Here is a 22566-nt window from a genome sequence, read left to right as displayed (position 1 = left end):
CGGCGCGTGCTAGCGTTGTCCCCAGTATCGTACCAATGGAAGAGAGGTAGCAGATGGACGTAGGACAGATTGCCGGCCTGATAGCGGCCATTGCCTTCGCTATCCTGGCGGGGTTTCTGATCTATCCCCTGATTCGTCTGGGGAAGCTCTTCGATCAGCTGGCGCAGACCATCAAGCAGGCGGGCGACCATGTGGTGCCCACCCTGGACGAGTCCACCAGCACGGTCACCCAGCTCAACCAGACTCTGACTGACGTCAATCGCATCTCCGCAGCGGCTTCGACCACGGCAGGCAACGTTGGCGCCCTGACCGACCTGTATGGATCAATGCTGGGAAAGCCGGTCATCAAAGTGGCGGCCTTCTTCTACGCCCTGCGCAAGACGATCTCGTCATTCCTTTCAGGAGGCCGCAACAGCGCCGAATCCAAGCCCTCCACCGCACCAAAGACCACCGCACAAAAGGCCAATGAGGGCCAAGGGAACGAGGGGAGGACCCGCTGATGTTCAAACGGATCTTCTGGATGGGGCTGGGCGTCACGGCAGGCGTGGTCCTGGTGACCAAGGCCGAGGCCTATGTGAGGGCCAATACCCCCAAGCGCGCAAGGGAATTCGTGCTGGGCGAGGATCAGGACCAGGTGGCTTCACGGACCCTGTCCGGCCTGGTGCGCCAGTTCACCCAGACGATGCACCAGCGGCAGGACGAGCTGGACCGCCGCTATCTGGACCGTTTCCAGGGCTGAGCCTGGGGCGGACAGGCCGGGACAGATGGGCCTGGCCGGTGTAAAATCACCATATTCAGCTATGAGTCCGGAGTGCGGGCGACTTGTTCGCGCCCTGGGCAACCGAGTCATTTGGACAACCCGTAATCCCCTCGGCATTCAACGGGTCTGAAGGAGCAGAAGCAGCATGCGCACATCGGAAATCGCCAAGCGTTTCCTCGATTATTTCCAGGGCAAGGATCATCTGGTGGTTCCCTCCGCCTCCCTGATCTCGCCCAATCCCACCACGCTCTTCACCATCGCTGGCATGGTTCCCTTCATCCCCTACCTGCTGGGGGAACAGACCCCGCCCAAGAGCCGGATGGCCAGCAACCAGAAGTGCGTGCGCACCCTGGACATCGACGAGGTTGGCAAGACCACCCGTCACGGCACCTTCTTCCAGATGCTGGGCAACTTCTCCTTCGGGGACTACTTCAAGGAGGAGGCCATCCACTACGCCTGGGACCTGCTGACTAAGCCCCAGGACCAGGGCGGCTATGGCTTCGATCCCGAAACGATCTGGGTGACCACCTACACCGACGATGAGGAGGCCCGCTCCCTCTGGAAGAACGAGGGCTTCGACCCCGAACACATGGAAATCCTGGGGATGGAGGACAACTTCTGGACCACTGGCGGCCCTGGACCCGGTGGCCCCTGCTCCGAAATCTATGTGGACCGCGGCCCCGCTTATGGCAAGGAGGGCGGTCCCTCGGCAGACGAGAACCGATACATCGAGATCTGGGATCTGGTCTTCGAAAACTACGAGGTGGACAACGTCCGATCCAAGACCGACCTGCACATCGTAGGCGAGCTGGAACACAAGAACATCGACACCGGCGCCGGACTGGAGCGCCTGGCCTACCTGCTCCAGGGCAAGCAGAATATCTATGAGACCGACGAGGTCTACCCCGTTATCCAGGCGGCCGAGGGTCTGTCTGGCCGGCACTACGGTGACAATGCCCAGGATGACGTGCGCTTCCGTGTGGTGGCGGATCACGTGCGCTCGGCCCTGATGATCATGAGCGACGGCGTCCGCCCCAGCAACGTCGGCCGCGGCTATGTGCTGCGTCGTCTGCTGCGCCGGACCATCCGCTCCATGAAGATGCTGGGCGTGGACCAGGAGGTTCTGCCCCAGCTCTTCCCGGTCTCCAAGGAGGCCATGGCCCCCAGCTACCCAGAGCTCAACGACACCTTCTCCGATGTTGCCGAATCCGCCTACGGCGAGGAGCTGGCCTTCCGCCGGACCCTGGACAAGGGGACCACCATTCTGGATACGGCCGTCAACAAGGCCAAGAGCGGGAAGGGTGAGCCCGAGGTCTCCGGCAAGGATGCCTTCACCCTGCATGACACTTATGGGTTCCCCATCGAGCTGACCCTGGAGATGGCTGCCGAACAGGGCGTCAAGGTCGATCAGGACGAGTTCCGAAAGCTGATGAATGAGCAGAAGTCCAGGGCCCGCGCCGATGCCATGAAGAAGCGGCACAACGTGGACTTGAGCGTCTACGACGATATGCGCAAGAGCCTGGACGAGCCTCAGGTCTTCCTGGGCTACACCGACTTCTCCAGCCGCTCGACCGTCCTGGGCATCATCCAGGAGGGCAAGGGAGCGGTCCCGGCCGTCAAGGCACCTGCCCAGGTTGAGGTGATTCTGGATCGCTCGCCCTTCTACGCCGAGGCCGGTGGTCAGTTGGCCGACCAGGGTGAGATTCTGACCGACGATGGGGCCGTGCTAGAGGTGGACGACGTGCAGAAGCCCATCAAGGGTCTGACTGTTCACCGTTGCCGGCTGACCGAGGGGACGCTGATGCTGCAGGCCAAGGTCACGGCCACCATCGACCGAAACCGGCGTGGAGCCATCGCCCGTTCGCACACGGCCACGCACATGGTCCACAAGGCCCTGCGCGAGGAGCTGGGCCCCCAGGCCACCCAGCGCGGCTCCGAGGATGCGCCCAACAGACTGCGCTTTGACTTCCAGTGGTCGCAAGCCCCCAGCCGTCAGGCCATGGATGCGGTGGAAGCCCGTGTCAACGACCGGCTGCGTGACAACTTGGCCGTCACCACCCAAGAGATGAAGTATGACGATGCCATCGCCCTGGGTGCCATGCATCTGTTCGGAGAGAAGTACGGCGACGTGGTACGTGTGGTCTCCATAGGCGAGGACGGCTGGAGCCGGGAGCTCTGCGGGGGAACCCATGTGGATCACGTGGGCAAGATCGGCGCGGTCTCCATCATGTCCGAGGCCTCGGTGGGCACCGGTGTTCGCCGCGTTGATGCTGTAGTGGGCCAGGGGGCCTACGAGTACAACGCTCGTGAGCATGCCCTGGTCTCACAGCTCTCAGACAAGCTCAACGCCCGCCCTGACGAGCTGGAGTCCAGAATCTCGGCCCTGCTGGCCAAGCTCAAGGAGTCTGACCGCCGACTGGCGGCCACCTATGAGCAGCAGATGGCCCAGGCTGTGCCCGAACTGGCCAACCAGGCCCTGCATGCCCCGGAAGATGTCAAGATCGCATCCCGGAATATGGGCCGTTTCGGTTCTGTGGATGCCCTCCGCAAGACGGTGACCGACCTGCGGGCCCGCATGGGCGAGGAATACCCGGTTGTGGTCGCCTTGGCCGGTGTCAGCGAGGATGAGAAGCCTGTCATCTTCGTAGCCACCAACCAGGCGGCCCGTGATCGCGGTCTCAGGGCTGGCGACCTGGTCAGGACAGCCTCCAAGGTCCTGGGAGGCGGCGGAGGAGGCAAGCCTGACTTCGCCCAGGGTGGCGGTCAGGATGCCTCGGCCATTGACCGGGCCTTGAAGGCCCTGAGTGATCAGGTCCGAGAGGGCTGAGCTTCTCGTGCGATCACATACAGCCGTATGGCTGGGGGTGGATCTTGGGGAAGCCAGGGTGGGTCTGGCCCTGTCGGACCCGGAGCTGACCCTGGCCTTTCCTGCTGGCAACATCAGGGTTCAGGGCGACTACTTTCAGGCTCTGGACCAGGTGGAAGACCTGATTATGGATAAATGTGTGTCCAAGGTCGTAGTCGGATACCCTCTGCTGCTGAGCGGCCAGGCTGGTCGCAGCGCCAAAAAGGCGACCCGTTGGGTGCGTGCCCTGACCGGTCGCCTGCAGGAGGCTGCGCAAGATTCCGGCGTTGCCCCTGAGCAGCAGCCCAGTATAGTATTGCGAGACGAACGACTGACGACCGTCAGCGCCCATCGTCAGCTATACGATGCCCGCGTGGACGGGCGAAGACATCGTCCTGTGGTCGATCAGCAGTCCGCTGTTGTGCTGCTGCAGTCGGCCCTGGACAACCAACGTGCCGACAAGGAGTGGTAATTGGCCGACGACATGCAGGAATTCTTCCAGGATAAGGTCCAGTGGGTGGCCGATGGGCAAGCCCCGGTCTCCGCCATGCCGCCACGTCCTCCTCGTTCGCGTCGTGAGATGCGTCGTCGGCGTGAACGCCGCAAGCGCCGTCAGCGGATTATGGTCCTTCTCATCGCTTTGGCCGTGGTGGTTGCTGCCTCCTGCGTGGTGATTCTGGTGGGTGGGCTACGCCATGGAACTCCCAGGATCGTAGCCACCAAGGAGGTCGCCCCTGATTATCCCGGCCCTGGTGGAGCGCCGGTGGAGTTCACGGTCGAGAGCGGCCAGGGGGCTGATCAGGTCGGTGCCAACTTGGTCAAGGCTGGAGTGGTCAAGTCCACGGAGGCCTTCTTGCACGCCATCACCAGCGCCCAGTCCGAGTCCAGGCTGGTGCCTGGCACCTTCGATCTGCGTCTGCGGATGAAAGCCTCCGATGTCGTGACCATTCTGACTGACCGGAACAAGGCCGGGGGCTTCCTGCAGGTGCGGGCCGGCGAGCGGGTGCGTGATGTGATTGCCAGGGCCGCTCAGCTCTCTGGGGTGCCGCAGAGCGAATTCGATGCCTTGGTTCAAGCCAAGGGGGATGGGATTCTGCCCCAGGAGGCCCAGGGAGACTTTGAAGGCTGGCTGCAACCCGGGGAGTACGATGTGCGCAAGGCCGGGTCGGCCAAGGCCATCCTGACCAACCTGGTCTCCAAGCGTATTGAGCATCTGGATCAGCTGGGCGTACCCGGAGGTCAGGAACGGCAGACCATCCTGAATACAGCCTCGATTACCGAAGCCGAGGTCAACAAATCGGAATACTACGGCAAGGTGGCAAGGGTTATCGACAACCGCTTGGCCAAGGGAATGCCCTTGGGCATGGACAGCACGGTGGCCTACTCCAACAACGTCTCGGCCTTGAAGCTGACCGATGCCATGCTGCAGAATGCCGACGACCCCTACAACACCAGGGTCCACCAGGGCCTGCCTCCAGGCCCCATCGGCAGCCCGGGAGACGAGGCCATCCAGGCGGCCATGCACCCGGAGTCGGGCAACTGGCTCTATTTCGTGACCGTCAACATGGACACTGGGGAGACCAGGTTCAGCGACAACCAGGATCAGTTCAACCGAGATGTCAAGGAATACAAGGCCTGGGAATCCAAGCACAACGAGCAGAACAATTAGCACATTTTCCTTGGATTTGAGGATCCCAACCCCGGTCAGGTGCTTGTCGGTTCTAGATGGCATCAATGGCCAGGGCCACTGCCGCTGCTGCGAGGATGACCGGGACATAGGCCAGCGAGAGGGGGTTGTTTGGTCTGGCTGGTCCGCTGCGGTGACGGGCCAACCAGGCCAGGGCCAGGGCAACCAACCCCAGCAGTCCCATCATCACCCACCAGACCAGGATCGTTGTCCATCCCAGAACCGACAGGCTCAGGGCCACCAGACCTGTGGCCGTCACGTCGCCCAGCCCCAGGGCACCGGGTCGGATCAGGGCTAGCATGAGCTGAAGGCCTGCAGAGGCCAGAGTCAGCAGCAGGCACTGCACCAGCAGCATCGGTTGCGCTTGGATCAGTGAAAAGACCAGCAGGGTCACGGTCTGCAGCACCAGCCCCAAGAGCACTAGAAGACGTGGGACTCGCCGGGAGCGGATGTCGATCAGGGCCAGGAGGAGGGCGGTCAGCAGTCCCGGCGCTGGGATGAGGTAGACCATCTTCTAAGATAATCATACGTAGCCCTAACCTGGCAAACGAGGAACAAACGAGGAGCTTGAATATGTTGCGCTGGCAGACGGCAGGGGAATCCCATGGAGAGGCCCTGGTGGCCATGATGGAGGGTCTGCCCGCAGGGGTCGCCGTGTCCACCAAGGATATTGAATCGGCCTTGGCCCGTCGTCGGCTGGGCTATGGTCGTGGGGCCAGGATGGGCTTTGAACAGGACAAGGTTCGGCTGCTGACCGGGGTCAGGCATGGACGGACGCTCGGTTCTCCGGTGGCTATCGAGATCGGCAACACGGAGTGGCCCAAGTGGCAGCAGGTCATGAGCGTGGACGAGCTGCCTGCCGACCAGGAGCCCCCGGCGACCGGTCGCAACGCCCCACTGACCCGGCCCAGGCCCGGCCATGCCGATCTCACCGGTATGCGCAAGTACGGGTTTACCGATGCACGTCCAGTCCTCGAACGCTCTTCGGCCAGGGAGACCGCATCCCGGGTGGCCCTGGGATCGGTAGCGGCTGACTTCCTGCAGCAGGCTTTAGGAATACGGACCGTCTCCCATGTCATCTCCATAGCCGGGGTCGGCCTGGAGGGTCATGAAGTCACGCCCGGCCCCGAAGACGGACCTGCACTGGACGCTTCGCCGGTCAGGACCCTGGATAAGGACGCCGAGAAGCGGATGATGGCCAGAATTGACCAGATCAAGAAGGATGGCGACACTGCCGGCGGGGTCTTCGAGGTTATCGCCTATGGTGTGCCGGCAGGTCTGGGCACCTATATGGAGGACGACCGACGTCTGGATGCTGCCCTGGCCAGTGCCTTCATGGGTATTCAGGCCATCAAGGGCGTGGAGATCGGTGATGGTTTCCGCGAGGCTGATCGCCCCGGTTCACAGGCCCATGACGAGATGGAGCCCGGTCCGGACGGCACCATCCGCAGACTCAGCAACCATGCTGGCGGCCTGGAGGGTGGCACCTCCAACGGCCAGCCCATCAGGGTGAGGGCCGCCATGAAGCCCATCTCCTCGGTGCCTCGGGCCCTGCGCACGGTGGATGTGGCCACCGGCCAGCCTGCCCAGGCCATCCATCAGCGTTCCGACGTGACCGCCGTGCCTGCCGCCGCAGTGATCGGCGAAGCCATGATGAATCTGACCCTGGCACGGTTTTCCTTGGAGAAGTTCGGCGGTGACTCGCTTGAGGAGGTTCGGCGCAACGCTCAGGCCTACCTCCAGTCCTGGCCCGAGCATCTACGGTGAGGGGCGGACTTGCATGATTGAAAGCAGCAGCATGCCCAAGGCTGTCGTGATTGGCATGCCCGGTGCGGGCAAGACCCGTCTGGGCAGGGAGACGGCCGCCCTGATCAAGACGCCCTTCCGGGATACGGACCAGTGCATCGAGGAGGAAGCAGGCCAATCGGTCAGCGAGATCTTCGACACTCAAGGTGAGCAGGCCTTCCGCGATATGGAGACCAGGGCGGTCCTGGACCTCTTGAAGGACTTTTCCGGCGGTATCCTGTCCCTGGGAGGAGGCGCTCCCATGAGCACCGAGGTCTTCCAGGCCTTGCAGGACTATCGGCGGGCAGGTGGCGCTGTGGTCTACCTGCAGGTCGACCCCGAGGAGGGGGTCAGCCGAGCAGCTCGGTCGGATCATCGTCCCTTACTCCGCGGCGGCGCATCGGAGCGCTGGATGGCTCTCTACCGTGAGCGTCGCAGCGTCTACCAGGAGCTGGCCACCATCACCCTTAAATCCAGGAACACCACCCCCCGAGCCCTGGCCAGACGGCTGGCGGATGCCTTGACTGAGCGGGTGGTTCACGTCAGCGGTCCCGACCCCTACGATGTGAGGATCGGTGCAGGCGTGACCGGGCGGCTGCATGAGCTGCTTGGCGACCAGACCATGCGTGTGGCCCTGATTCACACCCAGCCGGTTCAGCGTCATTCCGACCATGCCCGGGCCCTGCTTCGACAAGCCGGTTACCAGGTAGTGGATCTGACCATTCCCGACGCGGAGGCCGGCAAGACCGTCAAGGTCAGCCAGGGTATCTGGGAGCGCCTGGCCACCGAGGGCTTCACCCGTTCCGACGCGGTTGTGGGACTGGGCGGGGGAGCGGCCACAGATCAGGCCGGATTCATCGCCGCCACCTGGATGAGGGGCATCCGTTATGTGAACTGCCCCACCTCCCTGCTGGCCATGGTCGACGCCTCCACCGGAGGCAAAACCGGCATCAATCTGGAGCAGGGCAAGAATCTGGTCGGCAGCTTCTATACCCCTGTCGGCGTCCTGGCTGATCTGCGGACCCTGCGGACCCTGCCCAATGAGATCTTTGTGGAGGGCCTGGGCGAGGTGGCCAAGTCCGGCTTCATCATGGACGGGGGCATCCTGCGCGAGCTGGAGGAGCGGGCTGAGTCTCTTCGTTCCTTTGACGGACAGGAGTCCGACCAGTGGCTGGGCACGGTGGTCCAGGATCTGATCGAACGCACCGTCGAGGTCAAGGCCCGGCACGTCTCGGTGGACCTCAAGGAGTCCGGCTTGCGGGAGTTCCTCAACTATGGCCACACCCTGGGCCATGCCATCGAAAAGATCGAACACTTCACCTGGCGGCATGGTCAGGCCGTGTCCGTGGGCATGGTCTTTGCAGCCGAGCTGGCAAGGATCACCGGTCACCTGGATCAGGAGGCGGTCGACTATCATCGGCAGCTTCTGTCCTCCCTGGGTCTGAGGACCTGGTGGAACGGGGGCGACTTCGACCAGGTGCTGGCCCTCATGCATCGGGACAAAAAGGCCCGTGGCAACAAGTTGCGGTTTATCATTCTTGATGGTTTGGGCAAACCCACCCACCTGGACGACCCACCGGTCTCGGCGATCAAGGAGGCCTTCCAGGCCATACGCAAGGAGGAATGACAGATGGCGGATGCCGACAAGGGCAGGCAGACGGTTCTGGTGGTCAACGGACCCAACCTGGGTCGGCTGGGTGTGCGCGACCCTGATGTCTACGGTCGTCAGGATCTGGCGACTCTGACCCGGGACTGCGAAGACTGGGGCCAGCAGCTGGGTCTGGATGTTCAGGTGCTGCAGTCGGACGACGAGGGCCAGGTCATTCGCTGGATGCACCAGGCGGTGGATCAGCGCAGTGCAGTGGTGCTCAACCCCGCCGCCTTCACCCACTACAGTTACGGGCTTTCCGATGCCGCCGTCCAAGTCACGCAGGCAGGGCTGCCGCTGATGGAGGTCCATATTTCCAATCCGGCATCCAGGGAGGCCTTCCGTCGACGTAGCGTCATCTCGCCGGTGGCCACAGGCACCATCACCGGCATGGGCTTCTACGGCTACCGGCTGGCCCTGGAAGCAGTGGCCCACCTGCTGGAGAACGCATGAGCGACAGCGGGGAGACCGGCAAAAACCTCTCCGCACCGCCCAAGGCCATCCTTGTCCGCGGCGCCAGGGTCCACAACCTGCGCAACCTGGATGTAGACATTCCTCTCAATCGCTTGGTAGGCATCGCCGGGGTCTCTGGTTCCGGCAAGTCCTCCCTGGCTCTGGGGGTCCTCTATGCCGAGGGGTCCCGGCGTTACCTGGAATCCCTGTCCACCTACACCAGGAGGCGGATGACCCAGGCCCAGCGTCCCCAGGTGGAGTCGGTGCGTTTCCTGCCTCCTGCCCTGGCCCTGCGTCAGCGGCCGGGCGTGGGCGGCATGCGCTCCACCTTCGGCACCGCCACCGAGCTGCTCAACGTGCTCAGGTTGATGTTCTCCCGGCTGGCCAGCCATGTCTGCCCCAATGGTCATCGACAGGAGCCCACTCTGGCTGTGGCAGCCGAGATGCCCATCACTTGCCCCACCTGCGGTGCTAAAGTCGAGCCTCCCAGCGCTGAGGAGCTGGCCTTCAACTCCTTGGGAGCCTGCCCCACCTGCCAGGGGACCGGGACCGTGCGCGAGGTGGACGATGCCACCCTGGTTCCCGATGACAGCCTGACCATCGACCAGGGGGCCGTGGTGCCCTGGCGGACCTTCGGCTTCAATGTCCAGCCCGACATCGTGCGCGAGTTCGGAGTCCGCACTGACGTGCCCTGGCGGGATCTGACCGATCGGGAGCGGAAGATCGTCTTCGAGGGGCCTGCCGAGAAGAAGCACATCACCATTACTTCGATCAAGGGTGTCCACGAGCTGGACTTCACCTTCCGCAACGCACGGCTGACCGTGACCGAGGAGCTCAAGAGGGCCAACGACGACAAGCGTCTGGCCAAGGTGGCCAAGTTCCTGACCGAGCGGACCTGCCCGGACTGCAAGGGCACCCGGCTCAACCAACGAGCCCGTCTGCCCCGAATCAACGGGGACAATCTGGCCGAGGTCACCTCCTGGCCCCTGGATAAGGTGCTGGACTGGGGCCGGAAGCTGCCACCCACGCTGCCTGAACCCATGCAGCCCATGGCCTCGGCCCTCTGCAAGACCTTGGACGAAATGGGTAGGCGGTTGATCCAACTGGGACTGAGCTACCTGACCCTGGATCGTTCCAGCGCCTCTCTGTCCACAGGCGAGCGGCAGCGGGCCCAGTTGGCCAGGGCTGTCCGCAATGAGACCACAGGCGTGCTCTATGTGCTGGACGAGCCTTCGACCGGTCTGCATCCCGCCAACCTGGAGGGGCTGATAGGGGTCATGCGCGACCTGCTGGCCGACGGCAATTCCGTGGTTTTCGTCGATCATGACGTCAAGGTTTTGCAATCAGCCGACTATCTAATCGAAATGGGTCCCGGAGCAGGGGAGCGTGGCGGCAGGATTCTGGCCCAGGGAGCCCCTGAGCGGATCGCTGCAGACCCGGACTCGCGCATTGCAGGTTTTCTGGATGGACGCGAGCCTGTTCTGGTACGAGACCGCCACCCTATGCCTGCAGAGGATGAATGGATCCGCATGCAGTCAGGACCCATTCACACGGTCCACCCGCTGGATCTGGCCATTCCTCGGGGATGCATGACGGCGGTGACCGGCGTATCCGGCTCGGGCAAGACCACCATGATCCTGGAGTCCCTGGTCCCGGCCCTGCAGGCCCAAATTCAAGGCGACCCCATGCCCAAGCATGTGCACAGTCTGGACCCGGCGGGCATCGACAGGGTTCGCCTGGTGGACTCCTCGCCCATAGGCATCAACGTGCGTTCCACAGTGGCCACCTACTCGGGGCTGATGGACCGGCTGCGCCGACTCTTCGCGGCCACTGACCAGGCGGAAAAAGACAAGCTGGGCATCTCCGCATTCTCCTACAACACAGGATCGCTGCGCTGTCCCCAATGCGACGGCACCGGCCAGATCAGTCTGGATGTGCAGTTCCTGCCGGACATCCCCATTACCTGCCCCAGCTGCCAGGGTCGTCGATACCGCCCGGAAACCGAGCAGTACCGTCTGTCCACGCCGGCCCACCCGGAGCCGCTGAGCCTACCCGATCTGCTGGCCATGGAGGTGGGCCGAGCCCTGGAGGTCTTCGCGCAGGGCCGGGAGTACACGGCCATCCGCCGAGGCCTGCAGACACTGAAGGATCTGGGCCTGGACTACCTGACCCTGGGGGAGGACACCCCATCCCTGTCTGGCGGGGAGGCCCAGCGGCTGAAGTTGTCCAACGAATTGGGCCGCAGACAGAATGGCTCCATGTTCGTCCTGGACGAACCCACCACCGGCCTGCATCCCTTGGATGTGCGCGTCCTGATCGGGGTGCTGGAGCGCCTGGTCAGCAAGGGGGCCACGGTGGTCTTCATCGAGCATGATCTGGACATGATCGCCAACGCAGACCATGTGGTCGATATGGGCCCGGGGGGTGGTGACCGAGGCGGAAGGATCGTGGCCCAGGGCGACCCTGAATCAGTGGCCCGTAACCCTGATTCGGTGACCGGCCGCTACCTGGCCGACCATCTGCATCTGAGCCGTCCCTGAATCGGTCTGTCCTCCTCGTGTGTTGGCCGGTTTCTGGTCGCTCCTGCCTGATAGGCTGAAGTTCCATGGTCAGAGAACATGGAAATTCGCAAGGGCATATCACCAAACACATTTTCGTCACCGGCGGCGTGGTCTCTTCACTGGGCAAGGGACTGACCGCATCCTCTCTGGGCCGACTGCTGAGAAGCCGCGGAATTCGCGTTCTTCAACAGAAGCTGGATCCCTACATCAACGTCGATCCGGGGACCATGAATCCCTTCCAACACGGCGAGGTCTACGTGACCGAGGATGGGGCCGAGACCGATCTGGACATCGGCCACTATGAGCGCTTCACTGACGTCTTCCTCTCCCAGAAGGCCAACGTGACCACGGGCCAGATCTACCAGTCTGTTCTGCGCAAGGAGCGGGCGGGGGAGTACCTGGGCCAGTGCGTCCAGGTCATTCCCCACGTGACCAACGAGATCAAGAGCCGCATGCGGGCCCAGGCCAGCGACGACGTGGACGTGATCATCACCGAGATCGGCGGGACTGTGGGCGACATCGAGTCCCAGCCCTTCATGGAGGCCGCCCGTGAGGTTCGTCGGGACATCGGCCCGGACAACTGCATGTTCGTCCATGTCTCCCTGGTACCCTACGTGGCCGCCGCCCACGAGCTCAAGACCAAGCCCACCCAGCACTCGGTCATGGCCCTGCGCCAGCTGGGCATCGCTCCCGACGCCCTGGTGCTGCGCTCCGACCGGCCGCTCAACCAGGCCATCAAGGACAAGATCTCCCTGATGTGTGACGTGGATGCCGAGGGCGTGGTCAACTGCGTGGATGCGCCCAGCATCTACGACGTGCCCAAGATCCTCTACAAGGAGGGTCTGGATGCCTACGTGGTGCGCAAGCTGGGACTGCCCTTCCACGACGTCGACTGGAACGAGTGGGAGGATCTGCTGGACCGGGTCCACAACCCCCGCACCAAGGTGGCCATCGCTATCGTTGGCAAGTACATCGACCTGCCTGACGCCTACCTGTCGGTCATCGAGGCGCTGAAGGCCGGCGGCTTTGCCAACCGGTCCCAGGTTCAGGTCAAGCTGGTGGCTGCTGACACCTGCGAGACCATGGACGGTGCACGCAAGGCCTTGGAGGGTGTCGACGGCATCGTGGTTCCCGGAGGCTTCGGCATCCGCGGCATCGAGGGCAAGATCGGCGCCCTGCGTTACGCCCGCGAGACCGGCCTGCCCGCCCTAGGACTCTGCTTGGGCCTGCAGTCCATGGTCATCGAGTTCGCCCGTCACGTCCTGGGGCTGGAGGATGCCAACTCCTCGGAGTTCGAGCCTGACTGCGAGAACCCGGTCATCGCCACCATGGAGGAGCAGAAGGACATCGTGGCCGGCCATGGCGACATGGGCCACACCATGCGGCTGGGTGCCTACCCGGCAGTGCTCAAGCCCGACTCCCTTGTGGCCAAGCTCTACGGTTCCACCGAGATTTCGGAGCGTCACCGCCACCGCTACGAGGTCAATGTGGCCTACAAGGAGCGGCTGGACAAGGCCGGTCTGCACATTTCGGGCACCAGCCCTGATGGGCAGCTGACCGAGTTCGTGGAGCTCTCCCAGGACCAGCACCCCTTCTATGTGGGCACCCAGGCCCACCCGGAGTTCAAGTCCCGCCCCACCAAGCCGCATCCCCTCTTCGCCGGTCTGGTCAAGGCCAGCCTGGAGCACGGAGGCCAGGAGGCGGCCTGAGCGGCTGATCCTTTTCAGGCATTTCGGTATGATCGCTCGTTTCCCTTCTGCAGGGAGGCGGGCGATTGTCCGTATCAACGACTTTGTCAAGAGTACCGGCTGGATTCCTTAGAGAGCGTAAGCCCGGGTCTGGCGGTTTACTGCCGTCCTGGTTATTCTGTAATGGTGTGATCGGCCGCATATGGCGGCCGTGCGTGTGTTAGGAGGTCTCAGCTCGTGGACAGCACCTCGCAGCGGACAGACACATCGCGGGATGTGGAAATGAGCCAGTACGTGGCCGACCGCTCCCGCGTCAATGAAGAAAAAATCAAAAAAGACGACCAGATCATCTCCGAGTTCGGCGACTATACCTATGGTTGGCACGACTCCGACGATGCCGGGCGCAATGCCCACAAGGGCATTGACGAGGACGTGGTCAGGGCCATCTCGGCCGACAAGGGCGAGCCTGACTGGATGCTGCAGATGCGTCTCAAGGGCTACCGGGCCTTCATGGAGAAGCCCATGCCCAAGTGGGGCGTGGATTTAAGCGGGTTCGATGCCGACGACTTCAAGTACTACGTCAAGCCCTTGAAGGAGCAGGCCAAGGACTGGAAGGACCTGCCCGACGACATCCGCACCACCTATGACCGGCTGGGCATTCCCGAGGCCGAGAAGAAGCGGCTGGTCTCCGGCGTGGCTGCCCAGTACGAGTCCGAGGTCATTTACAACTCCATCCGTGAGGATCTGCGCAAGCAGGGGGTCATCTTCCTGGATACGGACACGGCCCTCAAGGAGTACCCGGACCTCTTCCGCAAGTACTTCGCCACGGTCATTCCGCCGGACGACAACAAGTTCGCCGCCCTGAACACGGCGGCCTGGTCGGGCGGTTCCTTCGTCTACGTGCCCAAGGGGGTCCATGTGGACATCCCCCTGCAGGCCTACTTCCGCATCAACACGCCCAACATGGGCCAATTTGAGCGCACGCTGATCATCGCCGACGAGGGTTCCTACGTCCATTACGTGGAGGGCTGCACAGCCCCCATCTACTCCACAGACTCCCTGCATGCGGCCAATGTGGAGATCGTGGTCGAGCCTCACGCCCGTGTGCGCTACACCACGGTCCAGAACTGGTCCAACAACGTCTACAACCTGGTTACCCAGCGTGCCTATGTGCGCGAGGGCGGCACCATGGAATGGGTGGACGGCAATATCGGGTCCAAGGCCACCATGAAGTACCCGGCCTGCATTCTGGCCGAGCCCTACGCCAAGGCCGAGACCCTCTCCCTGGGCTTCGCCGGCAAGGGCCAGTATCAGGACACGGGCGCCAAGATGATTCATCTGGCACCCCACACCTCCTCCACCATCGTCTCCAAGTCCATCTCCCGCAACGGAGGAAGGGCTGCATACCGGGGCCTGGTCAAAATCATCAAGGGAGCTGAGAAGTCCTCCTCCTCGGTGGTCTGCGACGCCCTGCTGGTGGACGACTACTCCCGTTCGGATACCTACCCGCACGTGGACGTTCGCGAGGACGACGTCTCCATGGCCCACGAGGCCACCGTCTCCAAGGTCTCCGAGGACCAGCTCTTCTATCTGATGAGCCGTGGCCTGGAGGAGAAGGAGGCCATGGGCATGATCGTGCGCGGGTTCGTGGAGCCCATCTCCCGGCAGCTGCCCATGGAGTACGCGTTGGAGCTCAACCGCTTGGTCGAATTGCAGATGGAGGGCTCGGTAGGCTGATGTCACAAAACAGCGAAATAACCATTCCGCATGCGGATCCCAAGGATCCCTATGCTTTCCCGGCTACCATGCCGTCCAGCGCCGACAAGGAGCCCCGCTCCTTCAATCCTGACGACTTCCCCATGCCTACCCGAAAGCAGGATGACTGGCGGTTCACCCCCATCGACCGGATGGAGGAGTTCTTCACCGTCTTCCAGCCCAGCGGCCTGACCAAGGTCTCGGTCACCATGATCGACGGATCCGAACCGCCCGCAGATCAGGTCAGCTTCAGCCGGATTCCCATGGATCAGGCCCCCTGCGGCACGGTCCTCAAGCCCAGTGACCGAGCGGCCGCTGTGGAGTGGGCCAGCGGCAAGCAGGCGACTGTGGTCAACCTCAAGGGCACCCTGGATCAGCCTGTGCTGGTTCGCGTCAACGGCGGTGGCCCTGAGCTGGATGCATTCCATCTGGTCATCAAGGCCGAGGCGGGCACCAAGGCCGATCTGGTGGTCGAACACCAGGGCCAGGCACGTCTGGCCGAGGGCGTTGAAATCGATATCGGTGACAATTCGCAGATGTCGACCACCTTCATCCAGGAGTGGGACAAGGGCAGCAAGCATGTAGGCAACCACCGCATTCACCTAGGAGCCGAGGCTTCTCTGCGTCACTCGGTGGTCAGTCTGGGCGGCGATGTCGTACGGCTGCGCATGGACCAGGACTTCGGCGGCGAGCAGGGCAACCTGAACATGCTGGGCATCTACTTCGTCGATCCCGGCCAGCACATGGAGCACCGGACCATGGTGGTGCACAACCATCCCAACTGCAAGTCCCGTGTGGTCTACAAGGGGGCCTTGGACGGCATTGGCGCGCACACCACCTGGGTGGGCAACGCGCTCATTCAGCCCACCGCGCCTGGAACCGACTCCTACGAGCTCAACCGGAACCTGGTGCTGACCCCTGGGGCCATAGCCGACTCGGAGCCCAACCTGGAGATCGAGAACGGCGACATCATCGGTGCCGGGCATGCAAGCTCGGTCGGCCGCTTCGACGACGAGGAGCTCTTCTACCTGCAGTCTCGCGGCATTCCCGAACAGGAGGCCCGCAAGCTGGTGGTTCGAGGCTTCTTCGGCGAACTGGTGGAGGAGATTGACGTCCCCAGCGTCTCCGGGCACCTGATGGGGGTCATCGACCGCAGGCTGGCGGCCGGCGAGGATCAAGAGATGCAGCACGTTTTGGAGGAGAACTGACATGTCCACATTGGAAATCAAGGATCTGCACGTCTCAGTGGAGACCAAGGAGGGTCGCAAGCAGATCCTCAAGGGGGCCACGCTGACCGTCCACTCCGGCGAGACCCACGCCATCATGGGGCCCAACGGGTCGGGCAAGTCCACCCTGGCATACACCCTGGCCGGCCATCCCAAGTACGAGGTGGATTCGGGCCAGGCCCTGCTGGATGGGCAGGATCTGCTCAAGATGACCCCTGACGAGCGGGCTAAGGCAGGGCTCTTCCTGGCCATGCAGTACCCGGTCGAGGTGCCCGGCGTGTCCATGACCAACTTCCTGCGTACAGCCAAGACCGAGGTTGACGGCAAGGCCCCGGCCATCCGCCAGTGGACCAAGGACCTGAACGATGCCATGAAGCGGCTGCGCATGGATCCCAAGTTCGCTCGGCGTTCGGTCAACGAGGGCTTCTCCGGAGGCGAGAAGAAGCGTGCCGAGGTCCTGCAGCTGGAACTGCTCAAGCCCAAGTTCGCCATCCTGGACGAAACCGACTCCGGTCTGGACGTGGACGCCCTGCGCATCGTCTCCGAGGGTGTCAACAGGGCCAAGGAGAACACCGGTATGGGTGTGCTCATGGTCACCCACTACACCAGGATCCTCAAGTACATCAAGCCCGACATCGTCCACGTCTTCGCCGATGGCCGCTTTGTGAAGACCGGCGGCCCCGAGCTGGCCGACACCCTGGAGGAGACCGGGTACGACCAGTACCTGCCCGAGGGTGCTGACTCCGAATCGGCTCTGGCCTGAGGATAAGAGAAGGGGTCCGCAATGGTCATTGATGACAGCATTCGGCAGCAGTTTCCGATTCTGGACCAGCAGGTGCATGGCCACCCCCTGGTCTATCTGGATTCGGCCGCCACTGCCCAGAAGCCCCTGGCGGTCATCGATGCCGTTCGGGACTTCTATCTTAAGGACAACGCCGGGGTGCACCGGGGCGCCCACGAGTTGGCCGCCCGCAGCACCATGGCTTTCGAGCATGCACGTTCACGCGTGGCCGCCCTTGTCGGCGCAGAGGGCCAGGAGGGTGGCGAGGAAATCGTGGTCACCGCCGGGGCCACGGCTGCTCTGAACCTGCTCGCCACCGCCTTCGGCAATGCCAGCCTGGGTCGCGGAGGCAAGGCGGCACAGCGATTCGCCCTGAAGCCTGGGGATGAGGTCGTGGTCAGCAAGGCCGAGCACCACTCGGTCCTCCTGCCCTTCCAGGAGCTCTGCTACCGGACCGGAGCAGTGCTCAAGTACTTCGATCTGGATCAGGAGGGTCGTGTTCTGGCCGATACTGCCGACCAGGTCATCACCGAGCGGACCAAGGTGGTCGCCGTCACCCACGTCAGCAACGTGACCGGTGCCATCACAGACATCAAGCCCATAGTTCGCCGTGCCCACCAGGTGGGCGCCCTGGTGGTGTTGGATGTTTGCCAGTCGGTGCCTCATCTGCCTGTGGACCTGCACGCCATGGACGTGGACTTCGCCGCCTGGAGTGCCCACAAGATGTATGGCCCCACGGGCGTGGGCTTCCTCTATGGCCGCCGAGAGCTGCTGGAGGCCCTGCCTCCTGCTTCGTTCGGCGGATCCATGGTGGAGCTGGCCTATCTGGACCGTCCAGCCAGCTACATGGATCCTCCTGCCAGGTTTGAGGCCGGCACACAGCCGGTGGCACAGATGATCGGGGCTGGTGCGGCTGCCGATTGGCTGATGAATTTGGGCATGGAGAATGTGGCCGAACACGAGAAGGCCATCACCATCGGTCTGTTGAGGCTGGGGGAGTTGGACGGAGTACGCATCCTAGGGCCGACTACTCCAGAGGGCCGAATCGGTACGGTCGCCTTCGATGTCCAAGGTGTCCATCCTCATGACGTTGGCCAGTATGTGGATTCGCGCGGCATTGCCATCCGCGTAGGGCACCACTGCGCCCAACCGGTGCATCGTCACTTTGGCTTGATGGCATCCAACCGGGCCTCGACCGGCGTTTACAACACCGTGGCCGACACGGATGCCCTGCTGGATGCCGTCTCTGGAGTCCGCAGGTTCTTCCAAGTGGCCTGAGGGCATTCACCGGCAGCGCATAGACGGATTTAGCAAAGACATACTGGTAGGTTTAAGGACATGGCGGATTTCGGGATGGATGACGAGGAACTGGAGCAGATGTACCAGGAGGTGATCCTGGACGCCGCCCGGAAACCTCACGGACGTGTAGGAGATCAGGCTGATGCGGCGGAGGACCCGGATGGCGACGGCGTGACCATCAGGGTGGAGCACGAGGCCTGCCTGGCAGCCGAGTCCCATCAGTTCAATCCGACCTGCGGAGATCAGGCCACCATCCATGTGGAAGTGGCGCCTGGCGAGCAGGGCGGCCCCGATCTCATCCAGCGAATCGTCTGGCAGGGTTCAGGCTGCTCCATCAGCCAAGCCAGCCTATCCATCATGGTGGATCTGGTCCAGGGGCAGACCGTTGACCATGCCATGGATCTGGCTGCCGACTTCCGCAAGCTTATGGAATCGCGCGGAGCTGGCATCGAGGACGAGCAGGCGCAGGATGCTCTCGGTGATGCCATGGTCTTCCAGGGCGTGTCCAAGTACCCCATGCGAATCAAGTGCGCACTGTTGGGCTGGGAGGGCATGAAGGCTTCGGTGGCCCAGGCTCTGTCGGCTGGGCAAGAGGGCGACAAAGGTGAGAAGGAGGAGCAGGTATGAGCGGCAATACGAATCTGGTGCCCGAACCCCAGGACTCCATCCTGGCCTCGGTGGGCAGAGCCATCAGCGATCCAGGTACGGCACAGGCCTTGGCCAGCAATCCCCTGGGCGCGGAAACGGTTTTGAAATCGGCCGAGGGTGGTTCCATGCGTCAGGTTGATGGCCAGGCAGGCAGGAAGTCCGATTCGGCTAAGTCCGACGATCAGCCTGCCGACCACGGTGCCCCTGACGCTTCCGCTGAAAGTTCAGCGACGGCTCAGGGCTCGAATGATGAATCCTCGACTAGTGCCTCAGCCGCCAATGGCGAGAAGGCTGCGGATCAAAATGCAGCTGATGCCGAGGCTGCCGCTGAGGAAGCCATCCCTCTGAAGGCCGTCGACGACATAGGCCGGGCCACCGCTGAGGATGTCAGGGAGGCCCTGCACCAGGTCATCGATCCCGAGCTGGGCATCGATGTGGTCGACCTAGGGCTGGTCTATGGTATAGAAATCGACGAATTGGGACGAGCCATCATCACCATGACCCTGACCACGCCGGCCTGCCCGCTGACTGATCTGATTGAGGACCAGTGCGCCAGCGTCCTGGCGGGTCTGGTCGAGGAGTTCCGCATCGATTGGACCTGGTCGCCGCGCTGGACTCTGGACATGATCACTCCTGAAGGGCGCGAGCAGCTGGCCGCCATCGGCTTCAACTTCGATAACATGCCGACCTATCAGTGAGACCATCCTCCCGGTAGACTATCCCGGGTCCTCCCATGTGAATATACTGATGTTTCCGGTCCGCCGTGACCGGCACGGCGCATGAGAGAAAGCACAGTGAAATGGCATTGTCCATGGGCTGGAAACTGCATGGGGACGGGAAAACATTGGCTCCGGGCGAAGTGGTGGAACCCGATGAGCGACTCACATGGCCACGTACGGCGGGAATCGGTGCCCAGCATGTCATCGCCATGTTCGGCTCCACATTCCTGGTTCCCATTCTGACCGGCTTCGACCCCTCTACAACCCTCTTCTTCACGGCCATGTCCACGGCCCTATTTCTGCTGATCAACCGTAACCGTCTGCCCTCTTACCTGGGCAGCTCCTTCGGCTTCATCGCCCCGGTTCTGGCGGTGACCACCGCCCACAAGGGTCTGGCTGTGGCCTCCTTCGGAATCATGGTCACCGGCGCCCTGCTCTTCCTGATCGGCCTGATCGTCCACTTTGCCGGCTCGCGATGGATCGATATGATCATGCCGCCGGTGGTCAACGGTGCCATTGTGGCCATCATCGGCTTCAACCTGGCTCCCTCGGCATGGAAGAACTTCAAGTCGGCCCCGCTGACCGCCCTGGTCACCCTGGTGGCCGTCATGCTGATAGCAGTCCTCTTCAAGGGTCTGATCGGCCGTCTCAACATCCTTCTAGGTGTCATCGTCGGCTACATCTTCGCGGTCACCCAGGGGCAGGTCGACTTCGCGGCTGTGGAAAAGGCCGCCTGGTTCGGTCTGCCTCACTTCCACACACCTCAGGCGGACCCATCCGTCCTGGCCATGTTCATCCCCGTGGTGCTGGTCCTGGTGGCCGAGAACATCGGTCACGTCAAGTCGGTGGCCCTGATGACCGGCCGCGATTATGACGATCAGATCGGCACCGCCCTGATGGCCGACGGACTGGGCACCACGCTGGCCGGACTGGGCGGAGGCTCGGGAACCACCACCTATGCAGAGAACATCGGCGTCATGGCCGCCACCAAGGTCTACTCCACGGCCGCCTACTGGTGCGCCGCCATTTTCGCTTTCCTGCTCTCCCTCTGCCCCAAGTTCGGAGCCATCATCAACACCATCCCCACCGGCGTTCTGGGCGGGGTCACCACCATGCTCTACGGCATGATCGGCATGCTGGGCATCCGTATCTGGGTGGAGAACAAGGTGGACTTCGGCAAGTCCGTCAACATGACCGTGGGTGCCGTCGTCATGATCGTGGGCATAGCCGACTTCACCTTTGCGGTTGCCGGGGTCAGTTTCAACGGCATCGCCATCGGCTCTGTGGCTACGCTGGTCATGTACCACGGTCTCAAGGCCATCGGCCGCTGGCGGGGAACCATCGACCCTGACGACTACATTCATGAGGATTCGCAGGCCGTCTCCCATCAGAGCTGATTGCGCCTGAGTTGCCAACCTTCCTTGGTTACTTGACACGCGAACTTTGGTCTGTTGCCAAGTATTGCCTGATGTTAATGGTTACCCGATATTGAGCCATGAAGTGAATAGACTCAGGTCAGCAGGAATTAGCTACGCAGCAGAGGGCTCAGTTGGCTGGTTGGTGCAGTCAGCCGGCAAGGCTCAGCTACCATGCTGGGGTCTGGTTGCGTAGAAGGCTACGGCGCTTGAGGCGGCCACATTCAGGCTGTCCACCTCGTGGCTCATGGGGATGCGCACGGTCAGGTCCGCTCGGGCAATGGTCCTGTGGCTTAGCCCATCGCCTTCGGTACCGAATATTAAAGCCAGGCGATCAATCTGGTCGGACCCAGGCCCCAGCCGTTCCGCCAGTTCATCCAGGCTGATGGCATCCCGGTTCAGGGCCATGGCTGCCGTGGTGAAGCCCAAATCGTGTAGTTGGCGCATGCCCTGGTCGGGCCAGGCGTGGACGTCGTCGCCACCAATCCTGGTCCAGGGAACCTGAAAGACAGTGCCCATGGAGACCCTTGCAGCCCTGCGGTAGAGAGGGTCAGAGCAGGAAGGGGTTACCAGTACCGCATCCACCTGTAGGGCTGCCGCAGAACGCATCAGTGCGCCGATGTTGGTGTGATCAACAATGTTCTCCATGACGGCCACCCGCCTTGCCGAGCGGCAAACCTGCTCCACAGTGGGCAGAGGCCAGCGTCTCATGGCGGCTAGTGCGCCCCGATGCAGCCGGTAGCCGGTGATGGCTTTGAGCTGTGCTGGGCTGGCGACGTAGACGGGAATGTCGGGTCCGAAGGTTGCGTCCACCTGGTCGAACATGGAATGCATCCCCTCCAGCCAGGGCTCTTCCACCAGGAAGGAGATAGGCTCAACCCCGGCATCCAGGGCGCGGGCGATGACCTTGGGGGATTCGGCGATAAACAGGCCCTTAGCGGGTTCCAGGCGGTTGCGCAGCTGAGGTTCGGTCAGCCTGGTGTAGGCCTCGATTCTGTCATCCTCGATGGAGTCGATTCTCACCTTGAGCACGCCTTCCGTTCCTCCTTCTGGTCCTGGTTACAGCATAGGCGGCGCGACTGAAAACCGAGCATGAGACATTTTCGATGGAGAGCTCGAATAATAGGTCAGAAAGAGCCGTACCGATCAGGGCTATAGGAACTAAACGCGTTGTTTATGTTGGGGGTTTGGCCTTGTGGCTGTAAGCGTGTTGGGTGGTTGTTAATAGGTCGGGTTGTTAATAGGGGTCTTGCAGGGGTGCCCGTTCCTGTTCGATTGGGGAATGAGAACCAGATC

19 protein-coding genes are annotated in these 22566 nt (G+C 62.6%); 17 read left to right on the top strand and 2 right to left on the bottom strand.

Translation table 11 applies throughout. The annotated features are described in order from the left end of the window. The first annotated feature begins 53 nt into the window (after positions 1-53). The 5 genes from LPC22_RS00095 to mltG all read left to right on the top strand — a co-directional run bounded on the left by LPC22_RS00095 (position 54) and on the right by mltG (position 5274). Complete coding sequence (locus LPC22_RS00095) at positions 54-500, top strand: DUF948 domain-containing protein (RefSeq protein WP_229131569.1); 447 nt, start codon at positions 54-56, stop codon at positions 498-500. Beyond that, positions 500-739 (top strand): hypothetical protein, encoded by a 240-nt coding sequence (locus tag LPC22_RS00090; RefSeq protein ID WP_024627396.1) that lies wholly within the window; start codon positions 500-502, stop codon positions 737-739. The genes LPC22_RS00095 and LPC22_RS00090 overlap by 1 nt, the downstream gene beginning before the upstream one ends. A gap of 166 nt (positions 740-905) precedes the next feature. Further along, entirely contained in the window at positions 906-3587 is a 2682-nt protein-coding gene (alaS, locus tag LPC22_RS00085; protein ID WP_024627397.1) for an alanine--tRNA ligase, read from the top strand. Positions 3588-3594: 7 nt separating this feature from the next. Then, on the top strand, positions 3595-4077 hold the full coding sequence (ruvX, locus tag LPC22_RS00080) for a Holliday junction resolvase RuvX (protein ID WP_229131568.1): 483 nt from the start codon (positions 3595-3597) through the stop codon (positions 4075-4077). Next, positions 4078-5274 carry an endolytic transglycosylase MltG gene (gene mltG / locus LPC22_RS00075; RefSeq protein WP_229131567.1) on the top strand — a complete coding sequence of 399 codons (1197 nt, stop codon included), beginning with the start codon at positions 4078-4080 and terminating at the stop codon, positions 5272-5274. A gap of 52 nt (positions 5275-5326) precedes the next feature. Here the strand turns inward: mltG and LPC22_RS00070 are convergent, their stop codons facing one another. After that, positions 5327-5803: a hypothetical protein gene (locus LPC22_RS00070; protein WP_229131566.1), complete on the bottom strand. Its 477-nt coding sequence runs from the start codon at positions 5801-5803 to the stop codon at positions 5327-5329. A 62-nt stretch (positions 5804-5865) separates the two neighbouring features. On the opposite strand from LPC22_RS00070, the gene aroC reads away from it, so the two are divergent. The 12 genes from aroC (at position 5866) to LPC22_RS00010 (ending at position 21252) form a co-directional block, all read left to right on the top strand. Next, positions 5866-7059, top strand: a complete 1194-nt coding sequence (aroC, locus tag LPC22_RS00065; protein WP_229131565.1) for a chorismate synthase — start codon at positions 5866-5868, stop codon at positions 7057-7059. Between the two features lie 13 nt (positions 7060-7072). After that, on the top strand, positions 7073-8704 hold the full coding sequence (locus tag LPC22_RS00060) for a bifunctional shikimate kinase/3-dehydroquinate synthase (protein WP_229131564.1): 1632 nt from the start codon (positions 7073-7075) through the stop codon (positions 8702-8704). Positions 8705-8707: 3 nt separating this feature from the next. Then, complete coding sequence (aroQ, locus tag LPC22_RS00055) at positions 8708-9178, top strand: type II 3-dehydroquinate dehydratase (protein ID WP_024627403.1); 471 nt, start codon at positions 8708-8710, stop codon at positions 9176-9178. After that, positions 9175-11718 carry an excinuclease ABC subunit UvrA gene (locus tag LPC22_RS00050; protein WP_229131563.1) on the top strand — a complete coding sequence of 848 codons (2544 nt, stop codon included), beginning with the start codon at positions 9175-9177 and terminating at the stop codon, positions 11716-11718. Before aroQ ends, LPC22_RS00050 begins: the two co-directional genes overlap by 4 nt. 65 nt (positions 11719-11783) lie before the next feature. Beyond that, the gene (pyrG, locus tag LPC22_RS00045; protein ID WP_024627405.1) at positions 11784-13448 is read left to right on the top strand and encodes a CTP synthase; all 1665 of its coding nucleotides are present in this window, start codon (positions 11784-11786) and stop codon (positions 13446-13448) included. A 261-nt stretch (positions 13449-13709) separates the two neighbouring features. Then, positions 13710-15164: a Fe-S cluster assembly protein SufB gene (gene sufB, locus LPC22_RS00040; protein WP_154313578.1), complete on the top strand. Its 1455-nt coding sequence runs from the start codon at positions 13710-13712 to the stop codon at positions 15162-15164. Further along, complete coding sequence (sufD, locus tag LPC22_RS00035) at positions 15164-16390, top strand: Fe-S cluster assembly protein SufD (protein WP_229131562.1); 1227 nt, start codon at positions 15164-15166, stop codon at positions 16388-16390. Before sufB ends, sufD begins: the two co-directional genes overlap by 1 nt. Before the next feature lies 1 nt (position 16391). Then, on the top strand, positions 16392-17171 hold the full coding sequence (gene sufC, locus LPC22_RS00030; protein ID WP_229131561.1) for a Fe-S cluster assembly ATPase SufC: 780 nt from the start codon (positions 16392-16394) through the stop codon (positions 17169-17171). Between the two features lie 21 nt (positions 17172-17192). Further along, on the top strand, positions 17193-18467 hold the full coding sequence (locus LPC22_RS00025; RefSeq protein ID WP_229131560.1) for a SufS family cysteine desulfurase: 1275 nt from the start codon (positions 17193-17195) through the stop codon (positions 18465-18467). Positions 18468-18527: 60 nt separating this feature from the next. Further along, positions 18528-19115: a Fe-S cluster assembly sulfur transfer protein SufU gene (gene sufU / locus LPC22_RS00020; protein ID WP_229131559.1), complete on the top strand. Its 588-nt coding sequence runs from the start codon at positions 18528-18530 to the stop codon at positions 19113-19115. Next, positions 19112-19834 carry a metal-sulfur cluster assembly factor gene (locus LPC22_RS08385; protein ID WP_308443374.1) on the top strand — a complete coding sequence of 241 codons (723 nt, stop codon included), beginning with the start codon at positions 19112-19114 and terminating at the stop codon, positions 19832-19834. Before sufU ends, LPC22_RS08385 begins: the two co-directional genes overlap by 4 nt. A 101-nt stretch (positions 19835-19935) precedes the next feature. Further along, positions 19936-21252 carry a uracil-xanthine permease family protein gene (locus LPC22_RS00010; RefSeq protein WP_229131558.1) on the top strand — a complete coding sequence of 439 codons (1317 nt, stop codon included), beginning with the start codon at positions 19936-19938 and terminating at the stop codon, positions 21250-21252. Positions 21253-21435: 183 nt separating this feature from the next. On the opposite strand, the gene LPC22_RS00005 is transcribed toward LPC22_RS00010, so the two are convergent. Beyond that, positions 21436-22302 carry a TrmH family RNA methyltransferase gene (locus LPC22_RS00005; protein WP_024627413.1) on the bottom strand — a complete coding sequence of 289 codons (867 nt, stop codon included), beginning with the start codon at positions 22300-22302 and terminating at the stop codon, positions 21436-21438. Positions 22303-22566: the final 264 nt, after the last annotated feature.

The organism is Bifidobacterium mizhiense (genome assembly GCF_020884755.1).
Taxonomy (GTDB): Bacteria; Actinomycetota; Actinomycetes; order Actinomycetales; family Bifidobacteriaceae; genus Bombiscardovia; species Bombiscardovia mizhiensis.
The sequence above is the reverse complement of the archived record's forward strand: the minus strand, read 5'-3'. Positions and strand labels throughout refer to the sequence as shown.